The following is a 21608-nucleotide window of genomic DNA, read 5'->3' as shown; positions in this document are numbered from 1 at the left end:
CATGCTCCGGAGCGCCCGGTGGAGGGGACGGTGTTACGCCGTCACGCCGTTACGCCGTCCAGTCCAGGATGATCTTGCCGCTGCGGGCGGTGGACGCCTCGTCGAAGGCGGCTTCGAAGTCGCGGTGCGAGTAGCGGCCGGTGATGACCGGGCCGAGGTCCAGCCCGCCCTCCAGCAGGACCGTCATCGCGTACCACGTCTCGAACATCTCGCGGCCGTAGATGCCCTTGATGGTGATCATCGAGGTGACCACCTTCGCCCAGTCCACCGGGAACTCCTGCGCGGGCAGGCCCAGCATGGCGATCCGGCCGCCGTGCGTCATGTTGTCGATCATGTCGCGCATGGCCTCGGCGCGGCCGGACATCTCCAGGCCGATGTCGAAGCCCTCGCGCAGGCCGAGTTGGGCCTGCGCGTCGGCGATGGAGGTCTCGGCGACGTTCACCGCGAGGGTGGCGCCGGCCTTGCGGGCGATCTCGAGGCGCTCGGGACTGACGTCGGTGATGACCACGTTGCGGGCTCCGGCGTGCCGGGCGACGGCGGCGGCCATGATCCCGATCGGTCCGGCGCCGGTGATCAGTACGTCCTCGCCGACCAGCGGGAAGGACAGGGCGGTGTGCACGGCGTTGCCGAACGGGTCGAAGATCGCTGCGACGTCCAGGTCGACGGCGGTGCGGTGCACCCAGACGTTCTGCGCGGGCAGCACGACGTACTCGGCGAAGGCTCCGTCGCGCCCGACGCCGAGCCCGATGGTGCTGCGGCACAGGTGCCGGCGGCCGGCCAGGCAGTTGCGGCACCTGCCGCACACCAGGTGGCCCTCGCCGCTGACCAGGGCGCCGACCTCGATGTCGCGGACGTCGGAGCCGAGCGCGGCGACCTCGCCGACGAATTCGTGGCCGAGGACGAGAGGCGTCTTGACGGCGCCCTGCGCCCAGCCGTCCCAGGCGCGGATGTGCAGGTCGGTTCCGCAGATGCCGGTGCGCAGCACCTTGATCAGCACGTCGCCGGGGCCGTACTCGGGCTCGGGAACGTCCATGAGCCACAGCCCGGGCTCGGCCTTGTGCTTGACGAGTGCCTTCATGGGGTGGCTCCAGGCATGCGGAAGGAGGCGCCGCGCGGGCGCGGGGCGCGGACGGCGTCGGTGACGGTCACCAATCTGCCGAGATGCGTGGTGATCAGTCCATCGAGACTTTCTTAAGCGGGCCGACAGCGCAGCTTCACACCTATGCTCCTGGGGTGACGTGGTGGGGCCCGGCCGGTGGCGGCGCGGGGGAAAAGGGGAGGTGGGGGGCGTGCCGAGTCTGCGCAGCAGGGCGCTGTCGGCGGCGCTGGCCGCGGCGGGACGGCGAAGACGGCTGGCGAGTGCCGAAGCGGTTCGGACCCGGGTGGCGCAGTCCGCCCGCCGGCCCGCTTCCCATCTCCCGCCGCGGTCGCTGGGACGGGTCGCGGAGATCTCGCGGACCTTCGTGGGGGCCTGGCCGGTGTACGACGTCTGCCCGCGCGGCGCCGAGCCGGCGGCCCGGGTGCTGTACGTGCACGGCGGCGCCTACGTCGGCGAGCTGGTGCGGCCGCACTGGGCGCTGATCCGGACCCTGGTGACGCAGGCCCGGGCGCGGGTCGTCGTACCGGCGTACATCCTCGCTCCGCGCGGGACGGCCGACCGTACGGTGCCGGTGGCCGCCGATCTGCTGAGCGGATTGATCGCGGGCGGCGGCCCGGGCGGGACGGTGCTGGTCGGGGACTCGGCGGGCGCCGGGCTGGCGCTGGCCGCGGCGCAGTGGCTGCAGGAGCGTACCGGGGCGCAGCCCTCGCGGATCGTGCTGATCTCGCCGTGGCTGGACGTGAGCACGAGCCATCCGGACCAGGCGGCGATCGAGGCGGACGATCCGATGCTGGCCCGGCCGGGTCTGCGGGAGGCGGGTCGCCTGTACGCGGGGAACCTGCCGGTGGGTGATCCCCGGGTGAGCCCGTTGCACGGGTCGTTCGAGGGTCTGGCACCGCTGACGGTGTTCACCGGGACCCGGGACCTGCTGCACACGGACAGCAGGGAGCTGCGGGAGCGGGCCCGTGCGGCCGGGGTCGAGGTGGAGTTCCACGTGGGTACGGGGCTGCCGCACGTGTACCCGCTGATGCCGGTGCCGGAAGGCCGGGCGGCGCGCGAGCGGATCGTGGAGCTGGTCCGGTCGGCACCGGCGGGATGACGCCGGGCGGCTGTCCGTCACGGTTCAGGCCGTGCAGGTCATGAGCGAGCTGATGGGCCAGGCGCGGTAGGCCGTCCAGTACGCCTCGTCGCGGACGGAGTCGGCGGGCGGTGTGCGGTTGGGCTGCCAGCCGACGGTCCCGAAGCCCGCCTCGACCGCTGCCTCGGCGAGATCGGCGTGGGCCCATTCGTGGAATTCGAAGGGCACCGGCGGGTCGATGAGGAAGTGCGCCTTGAGCAGGGGTGCGTCCCCGGCGTGGACCCGGTCGAGGATGCGGACCCCGTACGGCGACCAGTCCACGCGGGGGAAGGCTCCGGCGTTGGGGACGATGGCGAGGAGCCGTCCGCCGGGGCGCAGGCTGGCGCGCAGGGACCGGAACGTCGCGTGCAGCGAGGTGCGGTCCGGGGTGTGGTTGAAGGGGTAGACGGCGGTGGCGAGGTCGAAGGGGCCGAGGTCGGGGAGGCCGGCTGCGTCGGTCACGTGGTACTCGATGTCCGGGACGTGGCGGGCCTCTTCGTGCTCGCGGGCCAGCGCGATCAGCTGTTCGCAGGCGTCGACCCCGACGGTCCGGCGGGCGCCGCCGCGGGCCAGCAGGCGGGTGTTGTGGCCGTGTCCGCAGGCCAGGTCGAGGGTGTCCAGCCCGTGTACGCCGCCCAGCGCGTCGAGGGCGCCGTGCAGGGTGTACATGTCGGCCGCCGAGAAGGCGGCCGAGGTGACGGTGGACTCCGCGTAGCGCTCGCCGAGGGTGTCGTACTGGAACCGCATGGTGTGCCTTCCGGGGCGGGCCGGGGGTGGGTGCGATGCGTCCGTATCGTGCCCTGCGCCGCTTGCGGGCTGCGGTCCGTACACCCGTGCGTCCCTCGGACGGGGACGCGGTCGGCCTATCGCGGCGCCCGGGGCTTCCCGTCGGCGGTTCTGCCCGGGACGGCGGGGGCGCGGCCCGGGGTGCGGTCACCGCCGCGGAGGGCGCATCCTGGCGGTGTGACGGCGAGACCGGACAGCGACGGCCCCGCCCCTGACGCCGTGGCCGAGGTGCTCGCGCGGGCGGCCTCCGAGGCGGTGGCGGCAGCAGGCGGGTACGCGGGCGGGGTGTATCTGCGCTCCGGCACGCCCGGGCTGCTCCTGATGGCGGTGCTCACGGGGCTTCCGGGGCCGCTGTTCCGCCCCTGGTGGCGGATGCACGTGAACCGGCCGTACCCCGTGGCGGAGGCGTACCGGTCGGGGCAGTCGGTGCACCTGACGGACGCGGAGGGGGCGATGCGCCGCTTCCCCCAGCTGATGGCCGGGCTGCCCTTCCCCTTCGCTTCGCTGTACGAGCCGGTGACGGCCGGACAGGAGCGGTTCGGCGTCCTGCTGGTGCTGCGCGGGGCGACCCCGGGCCTGCCGGTGTCCTCCCGCGACCGGGAGCGGCTGCGGGAGGCCGCGGACCGGCTGGGGCGGGACCTCGCCGCGCTGGCCGAGGCGGGCACGGCGGTGCTCTGGGAGGGCGACCCGGTGCTGGCAGAGCCGCCGACCGGGAACGCGGGCGGCGGCGCGGGCGGGGACGCGGCCGAGGGGGCGGGCGGGGACGCGGCCGAGGGGGCGCGCGGCGGCGGTGACCGGGGTGGCGGTGACCGGGGTGGCCGTGATGATCGGGGTGGCCGTGACCGGGATGGCCGTGAGGCCGTGGACCGTCTCGCGCAGGGCGTGCTGTCGGTGGACCGGCGGGGCCGGATCGCCTTCGTCAACACGGCGGCGGAGGACTTGCTGCGCGCCGATGGACGGGAGCTGCTGGGGCAGGTGGTGTGGGAGGCGTTGCCCTGGCTCGGACACCCCGCCTACCAGGACCACTTCCGGGCGGCCTTCATGTCCTGCGAGCCGGTGCACTTCTCGGCCAGGCGGGCTTCCGAGCCACCCGGGGAGTGGCTTGCGGTGGGCCTGTACCCGGGGCGCACGGGGGTGACGCTGACGATCGGCACGACGGACCGGCCCGCCTATACGCCGGCCTCGGTGACCCGGCCGGGTGCGGGGCTCGGTTCGGCCGCGGACCGGGCCGGCGCCCTGTACCGGCCGGTGGCCCTGGCCATCGCCCTGACCGAGGCGGTCACCGCCCGCCAGGTGTCGGCGGTGGTCACCGAGGAGCTGCTGCCCGCGTTCGGCGGCCGCCAGCTGGCGATCTACCTGCTCGACGAGCGGCATCTGCACATGGCCTGGGAGATCGGTTTCCCCCGCGGGTTCCTCCACCAGTTCGACGGGGTCGCCTTGGACGCCCGGCTGCCGGGCGTGGAGTGCCTGACCTCGGGGCGGCCGCTGTTCTTCGAGTCGATGGAGCACCTGGCGGCCGCCTATCCGGGCATCCCGCTGGACACCGACGTGGGGGCGCGCGCATTTCTGCCGCTGATCGCCTCGGGGCGCCCGGTCGGCTCGTGCATCCTCGGCTTCGACGCGCCCCGCGGGTTCAGCCCGGAGGAGCGCACGGTGCTGACCGCCCTGGCCGGGCTGATCGCGCAGGCCCTGGAGCGGGCGCGGCGCTACGACAGTGAGGCGGCGCTCGCCCGCGGTCTCCAGTCGGCCCTGCTGCCGCACCGGCTCCCGGTGCTGGAGCATGTGGAGACGGTCGCCCGCTACCTCGTCGGCACGCAGGGGATGGACGTCGGCGGCGACTGGTACGACGTCATCGAGACGGGCGGCGGCCTGCTGGCGCTGGTCATCGGCGACGTCCAGGGGCACGGGGTGGCCGCGGCGGCGACGATGGGCCAACTACGCAGTGCGGTAAGGGCTTTCGCGCTCAGTGGCAGCAGTCCGCAACAAGTGGTCAGCGGTACCAACCAGTTGCTCATCGACCTGGATCCGGGGCAGTTCGCGAGCTGCTGCTACGTCCTGCTGGACCCGGTGTCGGGCAGCGCCGCGGCCGTGCGGGCCGGGCATCCGCAGCCGCTGCTGCGCCACCCGGGCGGCCGGACGGAGGTGCTGGACCTGCCGGGCGGGGTGGTGCTCGGCATCGACCCGGAGGCCGGTTATCCGGTCACCGAACTGCGGCTTGCGCGGGGCGCGGTGCTGGCCTTGTTCACGGACGGGCTCGTGGAGCGGCCCGGTGCGGACATCGACGTGGGGATCGAGCGGGTGCGCGCGGCGCTGGCCTCGGCCCGGCCCTCCCCGCTGGCCGAGACCGCCGACCGGCTGATCAGCGGAACGGGCAGCGACGACCGCCCGGACGACATCGCCCTGCTGCTGGCGTCCCGTACGGGAGGCCCCGAGGCGGCCTGACCGTCATGGCGTGGGTGTGCGCGGGGGTGTGCGCGGGGGTGTGGGCGCGGCCTGCGGCTGCCAGGTGTAGCGGACGTCCGGCTCCTGCTCCTCGTTGCGCAGTCCGTCGGTGTGCTCGACCGCGGTGAAGCCGTGCCGTTCGTAGAAGCGCCGGGCCGGGCCGTTGACCTGGAAGGTCCACAGCCCCAGCCCGGCGGGCCGCCGCTGTTTGGCCAGGTCGACGAACCGGTCCCCCAGCCCGCGGCCGCGCCGGGAAGGGTCGAGGTAGAGCTGTTCGAGCTCGGCCCCGTCGAGCACCAGCAGTCCGGTGACGGCGCCATCGGCGACGGCCACCCAGGTCTCGTACTGCGGCACGACCACGTGGGCGAACCAGTTGTGCACCGCGTCGTCGTCGTGGGCGCGGCGTACGCCGGGCAGGGCCGCGGTGAAAGAACGCAGCCACACCTCGGCCACTTCGGGCGCGTCGGAGGCGACCGCGCGACGTATGACGGGCTCGGAACTGTTCACGGGCGCGACTCTCGCAGATGCGTGATCTTGGCGCATCTCCTTTCGGGCCGGGGCCGGGGCCGGACCGGGGCCGCGGCTGCGGCTGCGGCTGCGGCTGCGGCCGTGGTCGTGGCCGTGGTCGGCGCGGGCCGGGTCAGCGTTTCACGCCGGTGGCCGCGAGGGTGAAGGTGTGGCCCGCCGGGTCGCTGAACAGGCGGGCGTCGCGCGGGCCTTCCTCCGCGTCGGCGGACACCGGGCGGGCGCCGAGGGAGACCGCCTCCCGCTCCGCCTCGTCCAGGTCCTCGGGTGCGACCAGGATCCGCAGGTGAGCCTGCTGGGAGTCCTCCGGGCGGGGCCAGCTCGGCGGCGCGTAGCCGTGGTCGCGGCAGATGGCGAGGTGGACGCCTGGCCCGCCGACCACCTCGACCATGTCGAAGCCGTCCCCGGGGCGTATGTCGGCGCCCAGCAGCTCGGCGTAGAAGTGGGCCAGCGACTCCGGTTCGGCGCAGTCCAGTACGAGAACGCTCGTCTTCGCGACAGTCATGGCGCGCGCTTACCCGGCGTTGCCGTCCGTACACGGACCGGCGGGGAGCCGGCTCGGCAAAGCCGGGGAAAATTCGCGGGGTGCGGGCTGCGGTTCCCGCACCCGCTTGCGGCGCAGCATTGATGCGGTCCTGACGCACGAAGCGGGGCCCGGCCGCGTCGGCGGACGACGGATTCCGTCGATGGACGGCTCTTGACCAGCAGATCTCGCAGGGATTGCATGTGCGCCCGGGAGCACGGAACCACGTACCCGCCAGCGCCTCGGAGGCGATAGCGCTCCCCGCTCACACCCCGCACCTGCCGATCGGAACCTGCACCGATGACCGACACGCTCAGCGCCCCCCAGGCACTCTCCCCCGCCACCGGGCCCGTCCCGCAGAAGCTCAAGCGTTCCATCGGCGTCGTGGGCGGAACGCTGCTCACGCTCTCGTGCGTGACGCCCGCCTCGACCCTCTTCGTGGTCGTGCCCGACCTGTTCGCGAGCCTCGGCACGTGGACGGCCCTCACCATCGCCATCGGTTCGCTGCTCTGCATCGGAGTCGCCTTCTGCTACTCGGAGTTGGGGACCTTGATCCCGAGCGCGGGCGGTGAGTACGCGATGGTCTCGACCCTGGCCGGCCGGCTCGCCGGATGGCTGGTCTTCGTCCTGTCCCTGCTGGTCGTCATGATCGTGCCGCCGGTGATCGCGATGGGCACGGCCGACTACCTGGCTCCCCTGATCGAGGTGCCCGCCCCGGCGGCGGGCGCCGCGGTGATGCTGCTCGCCACCCTCGCCGGACTCCTCGACCTGCGGGCCAACGCCTGGATCACCGGCGTCTTCCTGGTACTGGAAGTGGTCGCCGCGGCGCTCGTGGCCGTCCTGGGCTTCTCGCACGGCGAGCGGGGCGCCGGCGCCCTCGTGCACGGCACGGTCGCCGCGGAGGGCGGCGGGAACTCCACCGTCACGGCGATGATGGTCGTCTCCGGCCTGGCGATCGCCCTGTTCGTCACCCAGGGGTTCTCCACGGCGGTGTACCTCTCGGAGGAGCTGGAGAACCCGCGGCGCAACGTGGCCCGTACGGTGCTGACCACGCTGGCCCTGTCCACCGCGGTCATCCTGGTCCCCGTCGTCGCCATCACCCTGGGCGCCCCGGACTTGGGCGCGCTGGCCGCCGGCGACCTGGGCGCGATGGTGACGGCCTGGTCCACTTCGGCCGTCGGCACCTTCGTCAGCCTCTGCGTGGCCCTCGCCATCGTCAACGCGGGCATCGTGATGGTCATCCAGAACTCGCGGGTGCTGTTCGCCTCCGCCCGTGACCGCGCCTGGCCCGAGCCCGTGAACCACGCACTGGCGAAGCTCGGCCGGTTCGGCTCCCCGTGGGTGGCGACCCTTGTCGTCGGCGTGCCCGGCGCCGCCCTGTGCTTCGTCAACCTCGACACCCTGTACGGGGTCACCGGGGTGTCGGTGACCGGCATGTACCTGCTGGTCGCGGTGGCTTCGCTGTTCAGCCGGCGCGGCGCCCACAAGGAAGCGGCGGCCTGGCGGATGCCGCTGTGGCCGGCGGTGCCGGTGGTGCTGATCGCCGTGCTCGCCTACATCCTGACCCGGCAGGAGGTCCAGTACCTGCTGTGGACGGGCGGGATCACCGCTGCCGCCACGCTGTACTGGGCGCTGTACCTGCGGCCGCGGCGGGCCACGCGCTGGCTGGTCAGCATTCCGGAGGACGGCCAGGACGCTGTGGCGTAGGGTCGCCGGACCGGGGCCGCGCGCGGCCCCGGTACCCCCGCACGCTCTGGCCGATCGTGGTGGGGGGCGGGCCTCAGGCGGGCGTGCCCTGCATGCGGGCCTCCGCTTGTGCGCGGTGGGCGGCTGCGATCGCGCAAGCGGCGCGCACGAAGGCGGCGACGGCCGGTGAGCGGGCTTCCTGGGGCCATGCGACGGCCAGTGTGCAGTTCGGCAGGTCGCTGACCGGCCGGTAGGCGACCCCGGGGCGCGGATTGTGTCGGGCGACCGAGGCGGGCGCGAAGAACACGATGCTGCCTGTCTCGACGAGGCTGAAGATCTCCGACAAGTTGGAGGCTTGTCTCGTTGTTCCGGGCTGGGGTGGCGTGGTCCGGCCGTCGTCGGCCGGTGCGCCGTTGGGGAGGTTCCGGCCGGCCAGGTCGGCCAGGCGCAGCCGGGTACGGGCGGCCAGTGGGTCGGTGGCGGCCATGGCCACCAGCACCGGCTCGGTCAGCAGCGGCTCGCTGTCCAGCCCGCGGTCGTCGATGGGGCGGAGCACGAGGGCGACGTCGGCGAGGCCATCGCGCAGTGCCTGGGGTTGAGCGCCGAACCCTCCGAGGACCAGGTCGGGGGGCGGGGCTGCGGGGTCGGTGCTGTAGGCGTCCAGGATCTGCGGTAGCAGGCCGCCGTCGATGCCGGCCTTGAGGGCGATGCGCAGCCGGGGCGTGGCGCTGCCTGCGTGCCGGGTTCGGTGGGCGGCGGCGGTGACCGCCTCCAGAGCGGTTCTGGCGTCGCGCAGCAGGACCTCTCCGGCGGCGGTGAGTTTCACCTGCCGGGTGGTCCGTTCGAAGAGTGTCACACCGAGTTGTCGTTCAAGGTCGCGGATCGTTCGGGACAGAGGGGGCTGCGCCATCCCCAGCCGGTCGGCAGCGCGCCCGAAGTGCAGTTCCTCCGCGACCGCGACGAAGTAGCGGAGCTGCCGTACCTCCGGATCTTTCATACCTCCAGGGTATCAATGGGGACCCAGATGGTCCTTCACCTGTGTCTTTGCTCCGGGTTCACTGGACAGCGACTGCTCGGCACGCCCCTTGGGGTGCGCCGTCGACCCCCTGTATGGAGGCCCTCATGATCGTTGTTACCACGCCGACCGGTGACGTCGGCCGACAGGTCCTGGACCGTCTCCTGGACAGCGGTGAGCCGGTCCGGGTGATCGCCCGCGATCCCTCCCGCCTCCCGGAGCACGTGCGCGCGCAGGCGGAGGTGGTGGAGGGCTCACACGCCGACGCGGACACGATCGCGAAGGCGCTGGAGGGCGCGGACCGCCTGTTCTGGCTCGTGCCCCCGGCCGGCTTCCGGGACGCCGGCCCCGCCGAGAACCACTACCTGGACTTCACCCGGGCCGTAGCCCAGGAAGCCGCGGGCCGGGGCGTGCGGATGGTGCACGTCACCTCACTGGGCCACGGGTACATCGGCGAGGCCGGGCTGCTGTCGGCCGCGCTCGCCATGGACGAGCTGATCGAAAGCGCCGGCGCGCAGTACCGGGCCCTGGCCCTGCCCTTCTTCATGGAGAACATCCTCCGCCAGGTCCATCCGATCGCGCAGCAGGGTGTGTTCTCCCTGGCGAACACCGCGGACCGGCCCTTGCCGCTCGTGGCCACCCAGGACGTGGCCGCCGCCGCGGCAGCCCTTCTGCTGGACGCCACCTGGAAGGGTCAGGCCCGCGTTCCCCTGGTCAGCCCCGACGACCTGACCCCCGATGCCATGGCCGAGATCATCTCCGAATCCCTGGGCCACACGGTGCGCTACCGGCAGGTGCCGCTCGCGGACTTCCAGGCCCGGATGGTGCAGCACGGCGCGAGCCCTTCGCTGGCCCAGGACATGGCCGGCATGGTCCACGCGCAGAACAACGGCATCTACGACGCCGAACCGCGCGACCCGGCCCCCGCCACCACCACCGACTTCCGCCAGTGGTGCCAGGACGTCCTGAAGCCGGCCGTCCAGTCCTGACCGGCACGCCGGTCGGCGGCCCTCCACCCGTCAGCCGCGCCTGCAACCGCACAGGGCCATACACCTGGTGCTGTGACCGGGAAGGCTCACCGGGTCGCGGCGCCCGGCACACCTTCCGGTCACGGCCCTAGCCCTGCTCCTGGACCTGTTGCCGGCCCTGCTCCTCGGCCTGCTTCCGGGCCCGGCCCTGCGCGTGGCCCAGGGTGAGGGCGGTGTTCACCAGGCCGACGTGGCTGAAGGCCTGCGGGAAGTTGCCCAGTTGGCGTCCCGCGATCGGGTCGTACTCCTCGGCGAGGAGGCCCACGTCGTTGCTGACGTCCAGCAGCCGCTCGAAGAGTTCCCGCGCCTCCTCCTCCCGGCCCGTCATGTGGAGGGCGTCGGCCAGCCAGAACGAGCAGGCCAGGAAGGCTCCTTCGTCACCGGGCAACCCGTCGACGGAGGGGCCTTCGGTGGTGTAGCGGCGGACCAGGCCGCTGCGGCCGAGCTCTTCGCGCACCGCGTCGACCGTGCCGACGACGCGCGGGTCGTCGGGCGGCAGGAAGCCGACCCGGGGGATCAGCAGGGTCGCGGCGTCCAGTTCGTCGGAGCCGTAGAACTGGGTGAAGGTGTTGCGTTCGGGGTCGAAGCCCTTCTCGCACACGTCCAGGTGGACCGCGTCCCGCATGGTCCGCCAGCGTTCCACGTCGCCGGGGAGGGAGGGGTCCTTCTCCAGGGCCTGCACGGCCCGGTCCGCGGCGACCCAGGCCATCACCTTGGAGTGGACGAAGTGGCGGCGGGGGCCGCGCACTTCCCACAGGCCCTCGTCGGGGCGCTGCCAGTTCTTCTCCAGGAAGTCGAGGAGCGCGAGCTGGAGCTGCCAGGCGTGCCGTTCGGTGGGCAGTCCGGCGGAGCGTGCCACGTGCAGGGAGTCCAGCACTTCCCCGTACACGTCGAGCTGGAGCTGGTCGACGGCGGCGTTGCCGACCCGTACGGGGGCGGAGTCGGCGTAGCCGCGCAGCCAGGGCAGTTCGGACTCGGGGATCCGGCGTTCACCGCCGATCCCGTACATGATCTGCAGGTCGGCGGGGTCGCCGGCGACGGCGCGCAGCAGCCAGGTGCGCCAGGCGCGGGCCTCGTCGAGGAAGCCGGTGGCGAGGAGGGAGCCCAGGGTGAGGGTGGAGTCGCGCAGCCAGCAGAAGCGGTAGTCCCAGTTGCGGACTCCGCCGAGTTCCTCGGGCAGGGAGGTGGTGGCCGCGGCCACGATGCCGCCGGTCGGGGCGTACGTGAGTGCCTTGAGGGTGATCAGGGAGCGGGTGACCGCTTCCTTGTACGGGCCCTCGTAGCGGCACTGGGCGGTCCATTCCTGCCAGCCGGCGAGGCTCTGCTCCAGGGCTTCGTAGGGGTCGACGGGTTTGGGGCGCGGCTCGTGGGAGGGGTGCCAGGTGAGGACGAAGGCGACGCGCTCGCCGGCGGCGACGGGGAACCGGGAGCGGGTGCTGTTGTCCTCGCCCCAGGTGCGGACGGGGGGCTCGCTCCGGAACCAGGCGGAGTCGGGTCCGGCGACGGCGACCCGGTCGCCGTCGCTGCGGCGCAGCCAGGGGACGACGTGGCCGTAGTCGAACCGCAGGCGCAGGGTGCTGCTCATCTGGACCCGGCCGCTGATGCCCTCGACGATGCGGACGACGTCGGGGGCGACGTCGCGCTGCGGCATGAAGTCGATGACCTTGACCGTTCCGGTCTCGGTCTCCCAGTAGGACTCCAGGACCAGGGTGCCGTCGATGTAGGCGCGGCGGGTGCACCGCTCGCCGTCGGCGGCGTCGAGGGGGGCGAGGCGCCAGTGTCCGTTGTCCTCGTCGCCGAGCAGCTTGGCGAAACATGCCCCCGAGTCGAAGCGCGGCAGGCACAGCCAGTCGATGGACCCGTCGCGGCCGACCAGTCCACTGGTCATCAGGTCGCCGATGAGTGCGTAGTCTTCGATGGGTTGTGTCATTTGTGCGCTCTTCCCCCGAATGCCCGGGGCCAATCAGCGCAGGCCCCGGGCACCCTCGTGCGCGCTGGTTCCCCGTGTCGGCCGGTTAATTCCGGATGAGCAGGAGGACGGCGCCGAGGGCCAGTCCGAGGAGGACGGCGAAGGCGCCGAGGGCCGGTCGCGGGGTGCGCAGGACGGGCAGCAGCCGGTCGACGGCGTACCGGCCGGGGCCGGTCAGGCCGAGGGCTGCGGCGCCGGCGGTGAGGAGCAGTTCGTACTCCATGCCCTTGGGGGCGAAGAAGGAGCCGGTGCCGTGGACGGCGAGCGCGTTGACGAGGGTGCCGACGAGGGCGGCGGCGGCGAGCGGGGTGAGCAGGCCGAGGGCGAGGGCAAGTCCGCCCAGGGTCTCGGTGAGTCCGGCGAGGACGGCCATGGCGTCGCCGGCGGGGTAGCCGCTCGCGGTGAAGAACTGGCCGGTGCCGCTGATGCCGCCGCCTCCGAACCAGCCGAAGAGCTTCTGGGAGCCGTGGGCGGCCATGGTCAGGCCGAGGACGAGGCGCAGGAGCAGCAGGCCCGCGTCGGAGCCGGCGGTGAGGGCTGCGGCGGGGGCGGGCGGGGCGGCCGGTGCGGTGGCCTGCGGCTTCGCCGGGGAGACGGAGGGGCTGGTCATGGGGGGTCCTTCCGGTCGGGTGGTCCGGTCAGGGGTCGGGAGGGTGCAGGGGCGGGGCGACCCTGCGGGTTGTTCACATTCGAACCACTAGGCCGCACCCTAACCATTGATTCAAATTCGAACAACCTGTGTACGCTGGCCCCATGGCTGAAACGAGATGGCTGGACGAGCGTGAGATGCGGGCCTGGAGCGGATTCCTGGCCGCCTCGGCCCTGGTGAACCGGCGGCTCGACCAGCAGCTCAAGGACGACTCCGGGCTGTCGCACCCGCAGTACGAGATCCTCGTGCGGCTCGCCGCCGCGCCCGGGCGCGAACTGCGCATGACCGAGCTCGCCAACGGCCTGATCAACTCCAAGAGCGGGCTGACCTACCAGATCACCCAGATGGAGAAGGCCGGGCTGGTCCGCCGCCGCAGCTGCCCCTCCGACGTGCGCGGGGTCTTCGCCGTCCTCACCGACGCGGGGAGTTCACGGCTGGAGGAGGCCGCGCCGGGCCATGTGGCGACGGTTCGGGAGATCCTCGTCGACGTCCTGACCCCCGAGCAGCTCGACGCGGTCGCCGCGGGGCTGGGCGAGGTCAGCCGGCGCCTGCGGGAGCCGGGCGGCCACACCCCGCAACCGCCCCGGCGGCGGCCGTGATATCGGTCGGGGGATCCGGGTATACGGGCCTCATGGACGGAAAGGTCTGGCTCACGGTCGCCGTGCTCGTCGCGGCCGCGCTGGCGGTCGCGGCCGCCGTACTGCTCGTACGGGTCTTCAAGGCGCGCCGGCTCCTGCTCGACGCGGGGATCCCGCTGCGGGACAAGGCGCTGTTCTGGGCTGCCGTGATCTACACCGTCTCCCCGGTGGACCTGATTCCGGACCCGGTGTACCTGGACGACATCGGCGTCCTGCTGCTGGCCCTGCGGTCCCTGCACGCGGCGGCCTCGGCGGTCCGGCCCGCGAAGGAGCCGGGAACCTTGTAGCCCGGAGGAGACCGGAGGCTCCGTAGCCCTGCAGCCCGTAGCCCGTAGCCCTGCAGCCCTGCCGCCCGGAGGCCTCGTAGTCCGGAGGCCCCGTGGCCAGGGATCGACCGGGCGCGGCTCCACGGGCGGCGCACCCATGGCTGACGCCCGGCCGGCGTGCTCAGCGCACGCCGCGCGGGCGGAACTGGATGCTGATGCGGGGGCCGACGGCTCGCGCGGATTTCGGTACGGCGTGCTCCATGGTCCGCTGGCAGGAGCCGCCCATGACGACGAGGTCTCCGTGCCCCAGCGGCAGTCTCAGCAGGGTGGGGCCGCCGGCCCGGGGGCGGAAGGCGAGGTCGCGCGGGTCGCCGACCGAGACGATGGCGACCATGGTGTCCTCGGTGGAGGAGCGGCCGATGCGGTCGCCGTGCCAGGCGACGCTGTCGCGGCCGTCGCGGTACAGGCAGAGCCCGGCCGTGGTGAAGGGCTCGCCCAGTTCGGCGGCGTAGTGGCGGCCCAGCTCCGCGCGCGCCTGACCGAGCGCGGGGTGGGGCAGCTCCGCGTCCTCGCCGTAGAAGGCGAGCAGCCGGGGCACCTCGACCTGGCGCTCGTACATCTGCCGCTGCTCGGCACGCCAGGGCACGTCGGCGGCCAGCTGTTCGAACAGGGCGTCGGCGCCGAGCAGCCAGCCGGGCAGGTGGTCGACCCAGGCCCCCTCGCCGAGTTCGGTACGCCGCAGGCCGGACAGCGGGCCGAGGGTGATCTCGTCGCCTTGGTCGAAGAGGGAGCCCTGGAGGTTGTGGAGGCCGTGGAGCGCGTGCATGGGACCAGCCTACCCCCACATTCGAACGTCTGCCCGAATATGGGGGTGGGTGGGTTGTGGGGGTGGGTGGAGGGATGGGGTGCGGGGAGGACGTCCTGCGAGGTGGTACGTCACTGCACTGCGGGCGCTCCCGGGGAGGGGGCCGCCGAGGGGGTGGGGGCCGCCGAGGGGGTGGGGGCCGGGGTCGGGGTGCCCTTCGGCTCGACCGCCTTGTGGCCGGGGTAGACGTGGCCGGGGCTGACGATGCTCGTGATCGCCTCGCCGAAGAGGGTGCTGGGCTCCTGGCCGTCGTGCAGGATGTCGGTGTTCAGGAGGACCACCATCGTCGCCTCGGCCTGCGGCAGGTAGACGGTCAGCGTCTCGTACCCGGGGAGCGAGCCGTTGTGGCCGATCCAGCCCTGGACGTCGAAGATGCCCAGCCCGTACCCGGCGCCCGGAATGCCGCCGATGGGCAGGGTCTTGAGGCGTTCGGCCTGGGTCTCGGGGGTCAGCAGCGTGCCGGTCGCCAGGGTGCGCGCCCAACTGCGCAGGTCTTGCAGGTCGGAGATCATCGCCCCGGCGGCCCACGCCCAGGACGGGTTCCAGTGCGTGGCGTTCACCGTCTTGCCCGAGGCCGACTGGTCGGTGTAGCCCTGCGGGTGCGGGTCGGGGAAGGCCGCGTCGGTGGGGAAGACCGTGTGCCGCAGCCCGGCCGGCTCCAGCACGTTCTGGCGGATGAACTCGTGCAGCGGCCGGCCGCCGGCCTTCTCGACCACGAGTCCGAGCAGGATCAGATTGGTGTTGGAGTACTCGAATTGGGCGCCGGGCGCGAACTGCACCGGGTGCTTGAAGGAGTAGTCCAGCAACTGCTGCGGAGTCATGGGCCGTTCGGGGTGCGCGGCGAACTCCTTGTCGAAGCCCGCGTCCTCGGTGTAGTTGAAGAGCCCGCTGCGCATCTCCGCCAGCTGGCGCAGGGTGATGCGGTCCCCGTTCGGCACACCGCTGATGAACTTGCCTATGGGGTCGTCAAGTTCGAGCTTGCCCCGGTCGACCAGCTCCAGGAGGGCGGTGACCGTGAACGTTTTCGTCTCGCTGCCGATCCGGATGTTGAAGTCGGTCTGCATGGGGGCGCCCGTGGCCTTGTCGGCGACACCGAACGTCCGGACGTAACTGCCCTTGCCGGGCGCCCACAGGCCGACCGTCACGCCGGGCACCCCGCTCTCGCGCAGGGTCCGCCGGACCGCGGCGTCCAGTTGCGCCGCGACGGCCGGAGTGAGTTCACGGAAGGCGTCCGCGCCGTCCGCCGCCGGGGAGGAAGCGGAGGGCGGGGGTGGCGGGGTGGGAGCGCCGTACGCCGTTCCCGCGAGCGAGGAGAGTCCGAGCAGGGCCGCCGCGGCGGCCGCGGCGAACCGGATCCCGCGGGGCCCCGTACGGGGGCGGACGGGCGGGCTCACGGGCGGGTGCGAGTGCGGGTGTGAAGGCCTCACGACGCGCCTCCTGTCCTGTCGTACGAGGAGCCGGGCGGGGACGGACGACACACCAGCGTAGGCATGCACGCCCCCGCCCCGCACGGCGGAACCGCACGACCGGGGACGGCCGGGCGGGGCCGGGGGCGGTCGGGCGGGGCCGGGGAGGCCGCGCGGGGCCGGGGAGGCCGCGCGGGGTCGGCGCGGGGCCGGGCGGGGCCGGGGAGGCCGGGCGGGGCCGGGCGGGGTCGGGGGCGGCTGGGCGGGATCGGGGCGGGGTCGGCGCGGCCGGGTGGGGCCAGCGTGGCCAGCGCCGCCGGGGTGAGCCAAGCACCACCGAGGGCGGCCGGCCGTGGCCGGGGAGGCCGGCGCCGCTGGGAGAAGCTGGCGCAGCCGTGCGCAGCCGTGCGCCGCCGGGCAGGGTCGGCGCGGCCAGGCGGGGTCGGCGTGGCCGGGTCGGGTCGAGCTGGGCCAGCGGGATCGGCGTGGCCGGGACGGGTCGAGCTGGGCCAGCGGGATCGGGGGCGGCCGGGTGAGCCAAGCACGGCCGGGAGCGGCCGAGCGGGGTCGCGGCGGCCAGGGAGGCCGGGCAGGTCCGGGCGGGGCCGGGCGGCAGGGAGGCCAGCGCGGCCCGGTGAGCCAAGCACGGCCGAGGGCAGCGGGGCGGGGTCGGGGAGGCCAACGCGGCCGGCCAAGCACGGCCCGGTGAGCCGAGCACGGCCGGGGGACGGCCGCGCAGGGCTGGCGCGGCCGGGCGGGGTCGACGCGGCCAGGTGGGGTCACCCCGGCCAGCGAGGCCGGGCACGTCCGGGCTGGGCCGGGGGGGCCAGCGCGGCCCGGTGAGCCGAGCACGGCCGGAGCCGGGGGGAGGCCGGCGCCGCCGGCAGAAGCCGGCGCGGCCGTGCGCCGCCGGGCGGGGTCGGCGCCGCTGGGAGATGTTCGCGGGGCCGGGTGGGGTCCTCTGGGTCCGAGGTGTGTCCGGTCGAGGGGTGTTGCGGCGCCCGGCGATTCCGGTCGCCCGCTTCCCCGTCAGCGGCCTCGCAGGCTCTCGATCTCGCGGCGTTCGCGCTTGGTGGGGCGGCCCGCGCCGCGGTCGCGGATGCCGACCACGGCCGCCTCGACGCGGGTCGGCGCGGGCGGGCTCTTGTCGATCAGGCACTCCGCGGCGGCCGGAGCCCCCACCCGCTTCGAGACGGCCCGCCGGACCACGACGATCCGCTCGCGCCCCGCGTGGAAGAGCCGCACCTCGTCACCGGCACGCACGGGCTGCGCCGGTTTGGCACGCTCGCCGTTGACCTTCACGTGGCCCGCCCGGCAGGCGGTCGCCGCGGTCGAGCGGGTCTTCGTCAGGCGGACGGACCAGATCCACGCGTCCACCCGGACGGTGCCTCCGCCTGCTGCCGCTGCCGTTCCGGATACCTCATCAGCCATGCCCCGACTGTAGCGAGAAGGTCCCGCGACAGCGGAATGACTTTTGGCAGATACGCCAATGGGAATCGCACCTGCCATGCAGATCATCCTAAGAGGATTGCATGTGCGGGAGAAATGGCCCTACCGTATCGCTCATGCAGTCCTACACCATCGGCCAGGCGGCCCGTCTGCTGGGCGTCAGTCCCGACACCGCACGCCGCTGGGCCGACGCCGGCCGGGTCGTGACCCATCGTGACGGGGCGGGCCGGCGCCTGATCAGCGGCCGTGATCTGGCCGCCTTCTCCGTCGAGGTGGGCCAGGGGGCCCACAGCGAGGACGCCGAGCCGTACACCTCGGCGCGCAACGCCTTCCCCGGCATCGTCACCGCCGTCACCCTCGGCGACGTGGCGGCCCAGGTCGAGATCCAGGCGGGTCCCCACCGGCTGGTCTCCCTGCTCACCCGGGAGGCCGTGGAGGAGCTCGGACTGGAGGTCGGCATGCAGGCGACCGCCCGCGTGAAGTCGACCAGCGTGCACGTCGACCGCATCTGACCGCGTCTGACCGCAGCCACCCGCACGTGCGCCCGTCCGACCGCACCCCAGCCCGGGCGCCCCAGCCCGGGCGCCCCAGCCCGGGCGCGCCCGCCCGCTCCGCCCGTCGCCGGTGCGGGTCACCACGGTGCGGACCCGGCGTCCCGCCCCGACCGCTACCGGCCCGAACCGCCCCGCCCCGCCCGACCCGACCGAGGAGCACCCCGCTCATGTCCGCGACCCCGATCCGCCGCCGTACCGCCGCCGCCGTCCTGACCACCGCCCTGCTGCTGCCGCTGAGCGCCTGCGGTGACGGCGGCTCGGAGCCCGCAGCGGACGGCTCCCCGAACGCCGCGGGTGCGGCCACCGCCTCCGCCGGACCGAAGGCGGCCGACCTGACCGTCCTCGCCGCCTCCTCCCTCACCGACGTCTTCAAGACCGCCGGCGCCGCGTACGAGAAGGCCCACCCGGGCACGAAGGTCACCTTCTCCTTCGCCGGCTCCCAGGAACTCGCCGCGCAGGTCAAGCAGGGCGCGCCGGCCGACGCGCTGGTCACCGCCGACGCCAGGACCATGGACGGCCTCAGGGCGGAGACCGGCGAGGCCAAGGTCATCGCGAAGAACCGTCTGGTGATCGCGGCCGGCAAGGGCAACCCTTTCAAGATCGACGACCTGAAGGACCTCGCCGACCCCAAGATCAAGGTCGTGCTCGCCGCTCCGGAGGTCCCGGTCGGCCGGTACGGCAAGGAGATCCTGGACAAGCAGGGCGTTGCCGTGAAGCCCGTCTCCCAGGAGCCCAACGTCCGCGCCGTGCTGAGCAAGGTCGAGCTGGGCGAGGCCGACGCGGGCCTCGTCTACAAGACGGACTCCGCCAAGTCCGGGGACAAGGTCGTCGCCGTCGACATCCCGGACGCCCAGAACGCCGTGGCCTCCTACCCGGCCGCCACCCTGAAGGAGTCCAGGCACGCCGAGGCCGCCGCCGCGTTCGTCGCCTGGCTGAGCACGCCCGAGGCGCAGAAGATCCTTCAGGACGCCGGCTTCCAGCAGGCCTGACCGCCGGGGGCCCGCCGCCACCGGGCCCGCCCCCGGCGCGACCAGCCGAAACCAGCCGCGTGCCCCGGCAGCGCGCCCCGGCAGCGCGGCCCGGCAGCGCGGCCCGGCAGCGCGGCCCGGCAGCGCGGCCCGGCAGCGCGGCCCGGCGGCGCGGCCCGGTGCCACCCCCGGCGCGACCAGCCCGGGACCAGCCGCGCGGCCCGGCGGCGCGGCCCGGCAGCGCGGCCCGGTGCCGCCCCGGACGCGACCAGCCCGGGACCAGCCGCGCGGCCCGGCAGCGCGCCCCGGCGGCGCGGCCCGGCAGCGCGCCCCGGCGGCGCGGCCCGGCAGCGCGGCCCGGCGGCCGGCCCGGCGGCGCGGCCCGGCAGCGCGGCCCGGCAGCGCGGCCCGCGGCGCGGCCCGGTGCCGCCCCGGACACGACCAGCCCGGGACCAGCCGCGCGGCCCGGCGGTGCGGCCCCACGGTGCGGCCCGGCGGCATCCGACGCACCGTCCGCCGGCCTGACGCACCGTGCGTACCCGCCGGACCTGACGTACCGTCCGCAGCGGCGCACCGGCCGCCGTACGCTGCTTCCCGCCGCCGACTCCCCCGCCAGGAACCCAGATGCCCCGCACCAGCACCAGCACCAGCACCAGCACGCGCCCCCGCTCCCGCCCCCGCGCCCGGCTCCCCGTGACGCTCGCGCTCCCCGCGCTGCTCGCCGTGGCGTTCCTGCTGCTGCCCCTCCTCGGCATCCTGGTCCGCACCCGGTGGAGCGAGCTCGGCGCGCATCTCGGCAGCCCCGGCGTGGTCGAGGCGCTGCGGCTGTCGCTGCTGGTGTCGCTGTGGGCCCTCGGGCTGTCGCTCCTCCTGGGCGTACCGCTCGCCTGGCTGCTGGCCCGGGTGGAGTTCACGGGCAAGGTCCTGGTGCGCTCCCTCGTGCTCCTGCCGATGGTGCTGCCCCCGACCGTCGGCGGTGTGGCCCTGCTGCTGGGCTTCGGCCGGCGCGGCCTGCTCGGGCCGTGGCTGGAGGGCACGTTCGGGATCACCCTGCCCTTCCACACGTCGGGCGCCGTCGTCGCGGCCACCTTCGTGGCGATGCCGTTCCTCGTCATCAGCCTGGAGGGGGCCCTGAGCGGACTGAAGCAGAGCTATGAGGAGACCGCCGCGTCCCTCGGCGCCTCGCCGGTCCGGGTGTTCTTCACGGTGACCCTCCCCATGGTCGCGCCCGGGCTGATCGCCGGCGCGGCGCTCACCTGGGCCCGCGCGCTGGGCGAGTTCGGCGCGACCATCACCTTCGCCGGGAACCTGCCCGGCTCCACCCAGACCCTCCCCCTCCAGGTGTACCTGCTGCTCCAGGACCAGCCCGAGGCGGCCACGTCCGTCTCCCTGCTGCTCCTGGCGATCGCGATGGGCGTGCTCATCGCCTTGCGCGGCCGCTGGACGGGCACCCCCGCCGTCCGGGATGACACGGCGTCCGCGGCGAAGGCCGAGGACCCTGCCGACCCGGACCCCGCCGCCTCCAGGCCCGCCTCCGAACCCGTGGCCGCCGCCGCGGACCCGGCCGGCGGGGGCCGTTGGCCCCTGCACGCCTCGGTCACCGGCTTCAACGAGCTGTCCCTGGACGCCGAACCCGGTACCACCATCGCGGTCGTCGGGGAGAACGGCGCGGGCAAGACGACCCTGCTGCGCGCTCTGCTCGGGCTGAGCCCGCGCGCCCGTGCGGAACTGCGCCTCGGCGACACCGACGTCACCGCGCTGCCGCCTCACAAGCGGCAGGTGGCCTGGGTTCCGCAGGACGGGGCCCTCTTCCCCCACCTGACCGCCGCGGCCAACACCGCGTACGGACTGCGCGCCCGCGGGGTCCCGCGCGCCCGGGCCCGCCGCGAGGCCCTGGAGTGGCTGGACCGGCTCGGCGTGGGCCACCTCGCGCACCGCAGGCCCGCCCAGCTCTCCGGTGGCCAGGCCCAGCGCGTGGCGCTCGCCCGGGCCCTTGCCGCCCGGCCCCGGCTGCTGCTGCTGGATGAACCGCTGGCCGCGCTCGACCAGACCACCCGGGCCCGCGTCCGGCACACCCTGCGCACCCACCTGGCCGGCTTCGGCGGGGTCTGCCTGATCGTCACCCACGATCCCGTCGAGGCGGTGTCGCTGGCCGACCGGGTCCTCGTCCTTGCGGACGGACGCACCCTGCAGGACGCCCCGCCCTCCGAGGTGGCCCGCCACCCCCGCTCGCCGTGGGTGGCCCGGATGCTGGGCCGCAACGCCTGGCCGGGCACCGCCTCCGCCGACGGCCTCGCACTGCCCGGCGGGGGCCGGCTGGTGGTCGCCGAGGCCCTGCCGGAAGGCGCCGAGGCGCTCGCGATCATCGCCCCGGAGGCGGTGTCCGTGCACCGCGAACGCCCGGCCGGCAGCCCCCGCAACGTCTGGCCGGGGACCGTACGGGAGATCACGGCGGTCGGCAGCCGGCTGCGCGTGCTGATCGCCTCCACCCGGGCACCCGACCTGGTCGCGGAGATCACCCCGGAGGCGGCCGCCGAACTGGGCATCGTCGAGGGCTCCGAGGTGTGGACCAGTGTGAAGGCCACCGAGGTCACCCTGGTACGGCTCTAGCAGCGGGCCCGGC

19 protein-coding genes are annotated in these 21608 nt (G+C 74.2%); 9 read left to right on the top strand and 10 right to left on the bottom strand.

All coding sequences use genetic code 11. From position 1 onward, the window contains the following. Positions 1-49: 49 nt before the first annotated feature. Positions 50-1078, bottom strand: a complete 1029-nt coding sequence (gene tdh / locus ACLJTM_RS07950; RefSeq protein WP_411102712.1) for an L-threonine 3-dehydrogenase — start codon at positions 1076-1078, stop codon at positions 50-52. A 211-nt stretch (positions 1079-1289) separates the two neighbouring features. On the opposite strand from tdh, the gene ACLJTM_RS07945 reads away from it, so the two are divergent. Beyond that, the gene (locus tag ACLJTM_RS07945) at positions 1290-2198 is read left to right on the top strand and encodes an alpha/beta hydrolase fold domain-containing protein (protein ID WP_411102711.1); all 909 of its coding nucleotides are present in this window, start codon (positions 1290-1292) and stop codon (positions 2196-2198) included. A gap of 24 nt (positions 2199-2222) precedes the next feature. On the opposite strand, the gene ACLJTM_RS07940 is transcribed toward ACLJTM_RS07945, so the two are convergent. Beyond that, positions 2223-2963 carry a class I SAM-dependent methyltransferase gene (locus ACLJTM_RS07940; protein WP_411102710.1) on the bottom strand — a complete coding sequence of 247 codons (741 nt, stop codon included), beginning with the start codon at positions 2961-2963 and terminating at the stop codon, positions 2223-2225. Between the two features lie 216 nt (positions 2964-3179). On the opposite strand from ACLJTM_RS07940, the gene ACLJTM_RS07935 reads away from it, so the two are divergent. Next, positions 3180-5444 (top strand): SpoIIE family protein phosphatase, encoded by a 2265-nt coding sequence (locus tag ACLJTM_RS07935; RefSeq protein WP_411102709.1) that lies wholly within the window; start codon positions 3180-3182, stop codon positions 5442-5444. Positions 5445-5447: 3 nt separating this feature from the next. On the opposite strand, the gene ACLJTM_RS07930 is transcribed toward ACLJTM_RS07935, so the two are convergent. Beyond that, positions 5448-5987, bottom strand: a complete 540-nt coding sequence (locus ACLJTM_RS07930; protein ID WP_411102708.1) for a GNAT family N-acetyltransferase — start codon at positions 5985-5987, stop codon at positions 5448-5450. Positions 5988-6084: 97 nt separating this feature from the next. Then, on the bottom strand, positions 6085-6474 hold the full coding sequence (locus ACLJTM_RS07925; protein WP_411102707.1) for a VOC family protein: 390 nt from the start codon (positions 6472-6474) through the stop codon (positions 6085-6087). 318 nt (positions 6475-6792) lie between these two features. Between ACLJTM_RS07925 and ACLJTM_RS07920 the strand changes: the two genes are divergently transcribed. Next, a complete protein-coding gene (locus tag ACLJTM_RS07920) occupies positions 6793-8199 on the top strand; it encodes an APC family permease (protein WP_411102706.1) in 1407 nt (468 codons plus the stop codon). Positions 8200-8272: 73 nt separating this feature from the next. On the opposite strand, the gene ACLJTM_RS07915 is transcribed toward ACLJTM_RS07920, so the two are convergent. Further along, positions 8273-9175, bottom strand: a complete 903-nt coding sequence (locus tag ACLJTM_RS07915) for a LysR family transcriptional regulator (protein ID WP_411102705.1) — start codon at positions 9173-9175, stop codon at positions 8273-8275. Positions 9176-9300: 125 nt separating this feature from the next. Here ACLJTM_RS07915 and ACLJTM_RS07910 point away from each other — a divergent pair, with 125 nt between their 5' ends. Beyond that, complete coding sequence (locus tag ACLJTM_RS07910; protein WP_411102704.1) at positions 9301-10182, top strand: NAD(P)H-binding protein; 882 nt, start codon at positions 9301-9303, stop codon at positions 10180-10182. Between the two features lie 127 nt (positions 10183-10309). Here ACLJTM_RS07910 and ACLJTM_RS07905 read toward each other — a convergent pair whose 3' ends face one another. Together ACLJTM_RS07905 and ACLJTM_RS07900 are read right to left on the bottom strand one after the other, a co-directional pair. Then, a complete protein-coding gene (locus ACLJTM_RS07905; RefSeq protein WP_411102703.1) occupies positions 10310-12151 on the bottom strand; it encodes a glycoside hydrolase family 15 protein in 1842 nt (613 codons plus the stop codon). 85 nt (positions 12152-12236) lie between these two features. After that, entirely contained in the window at positions 12237-12800 is a 564-nt protein-coding gene (locus ACLJTM_RS07900; protein WP_411102702.1) for a DoxX family membrane protein, read from the bottom strand. Positions 12801-12943: 143 nt separating this feature from the next. Here ACLJTM_RS07900 and ACLJTM_RS07895 point away from each other — a divergent pair, with 143 nt between their 5' ends. Continuing rightward, positions 12944-13438, top strand: a complete 495-nt coding sequence (locus tag ACLJTM_RS07895; protein WP_411102701.1) for a MarR family winged helix-turn-helix transcriptional regulator — start codon at positions 12944-12946, stop codon at positions 13436-13438. A 32-nt stretch (positions 13439-13470) separates the two neighbouring features. Beyond that, a complete protein-coding gene (locus ACLJTM_RS07890) occupies positions 13471-13764 on the top strand; it encodes a YkvA family protein (protein ID WP_411102700.1) in 294 nt (97 codons plus the stop codon). Between the two features lie 160 nt (positions 13765-13924). Here ACLJTM_RS07890 and ACLJTM_RS07885 read toward each other — a convergent pair whose 3' ends face one another. The 3 genes from ACLJTM_RS07885 to ACLJTM_RS07875 form a co-directional block, all read right to left on the bottom strand. Continuing rightward, positions 13925-14569 (bottom strand): alpha-ketoglutarate-dependent dioxygenase AlkB, encoded by a 645-nt coding sequence (locus tag ACLJTM_RS07885; RefSeq protein ID WP_411102699.1) that lies wholly within the window; start codon positions 14567-14569, stop codon positions 13925-13927. A gap of 110 nt (positions 14570-14679) precedes the next feature. Continuing rightward, a complete protein-coding gene (locus tag ACLJTM_RS07880; RefSeq protein WP_411102698.1) occupies positions 14680-16002 on the bottom strand; it encodes a serine hydrolase domain-containing protein in 1323 nt (440 codons plus the stop codon). Positions 16003-17043: 1041 nt separating this feature from the next. Then, positions 17044-17445 carry an RNA-binding S4 domain-containing protein gene (locus tag ACLJTM_RS07875; RefSeq protein WP_411102697.1) on the bottom strand — a complete coding sequence of 134 codons (402 nt, stop codon included), beginning with the start codon at positions 17443-17445 and terminating at the stop codon, positions 17044-17046. Between the two features lie 134 nt (positions 17446-17579). Between ACLJTM_RS07875 and ACLJTM_RS07870 the strand changes: the two genes are divergently transcribed. The 3 genes from ACLJTM_RS07870 to ACLJTM_RS07860 all read left to right on the top strand — a co-directional run bounded on the left by ACLJTM_RS07870 (position 17580) and on the right by ACLJTM_RS07860 (position 21595). Next, complete coding sequence (locus ACLJTM_RS07870; RefSeq protein WP_411102696.1) at positions 17580-17975, top strand: TOBE domain-containing protein; 396 nt, start codon at positions 17580-17582, stop codon at positions 17973-17975. Positions 17976-18184: 209 nt separating this feature from the next. Further along, positions 18185-19006 carry a molybdate ABC transporter substrate-binding protein gene (modA, locus tag ACLJTM_RS07865; RefSeq protein WP_411102695.1) on the top strand — a complete coding sequence of 274 codons (822 nt, stop codon included), beginning with the start codon at positions 18185-18187 and terminating at the stop codon, positions 19004-19006. Positions 19007-19609: 603 nt separating this feature from the next. Then, complete coding sequence (locus tag ACLJTM_RS07860) at positions 19610-21595, top strand: ABC transporter permease (RefSeq protein WP_411102694.1); 1986 nt, start codon at positions 19610-19612, stop codon at positions 21593-21595. Positions 21596-21608: the final 13 nt, after the last annotated feature.

It is taken from the genome of Streptomyces sp. cmx-4-9 (assembly GCF_046548835.1).
Classification (GTDB): domain Bacteria; phylum Actinomycetota; class Actinomycetes; order Streptomycetales; family Streptomycetaceae; genus Streptomyces.
This window is presented reverse-complemented; position numbering and strand designations above follow the sequence as displayed.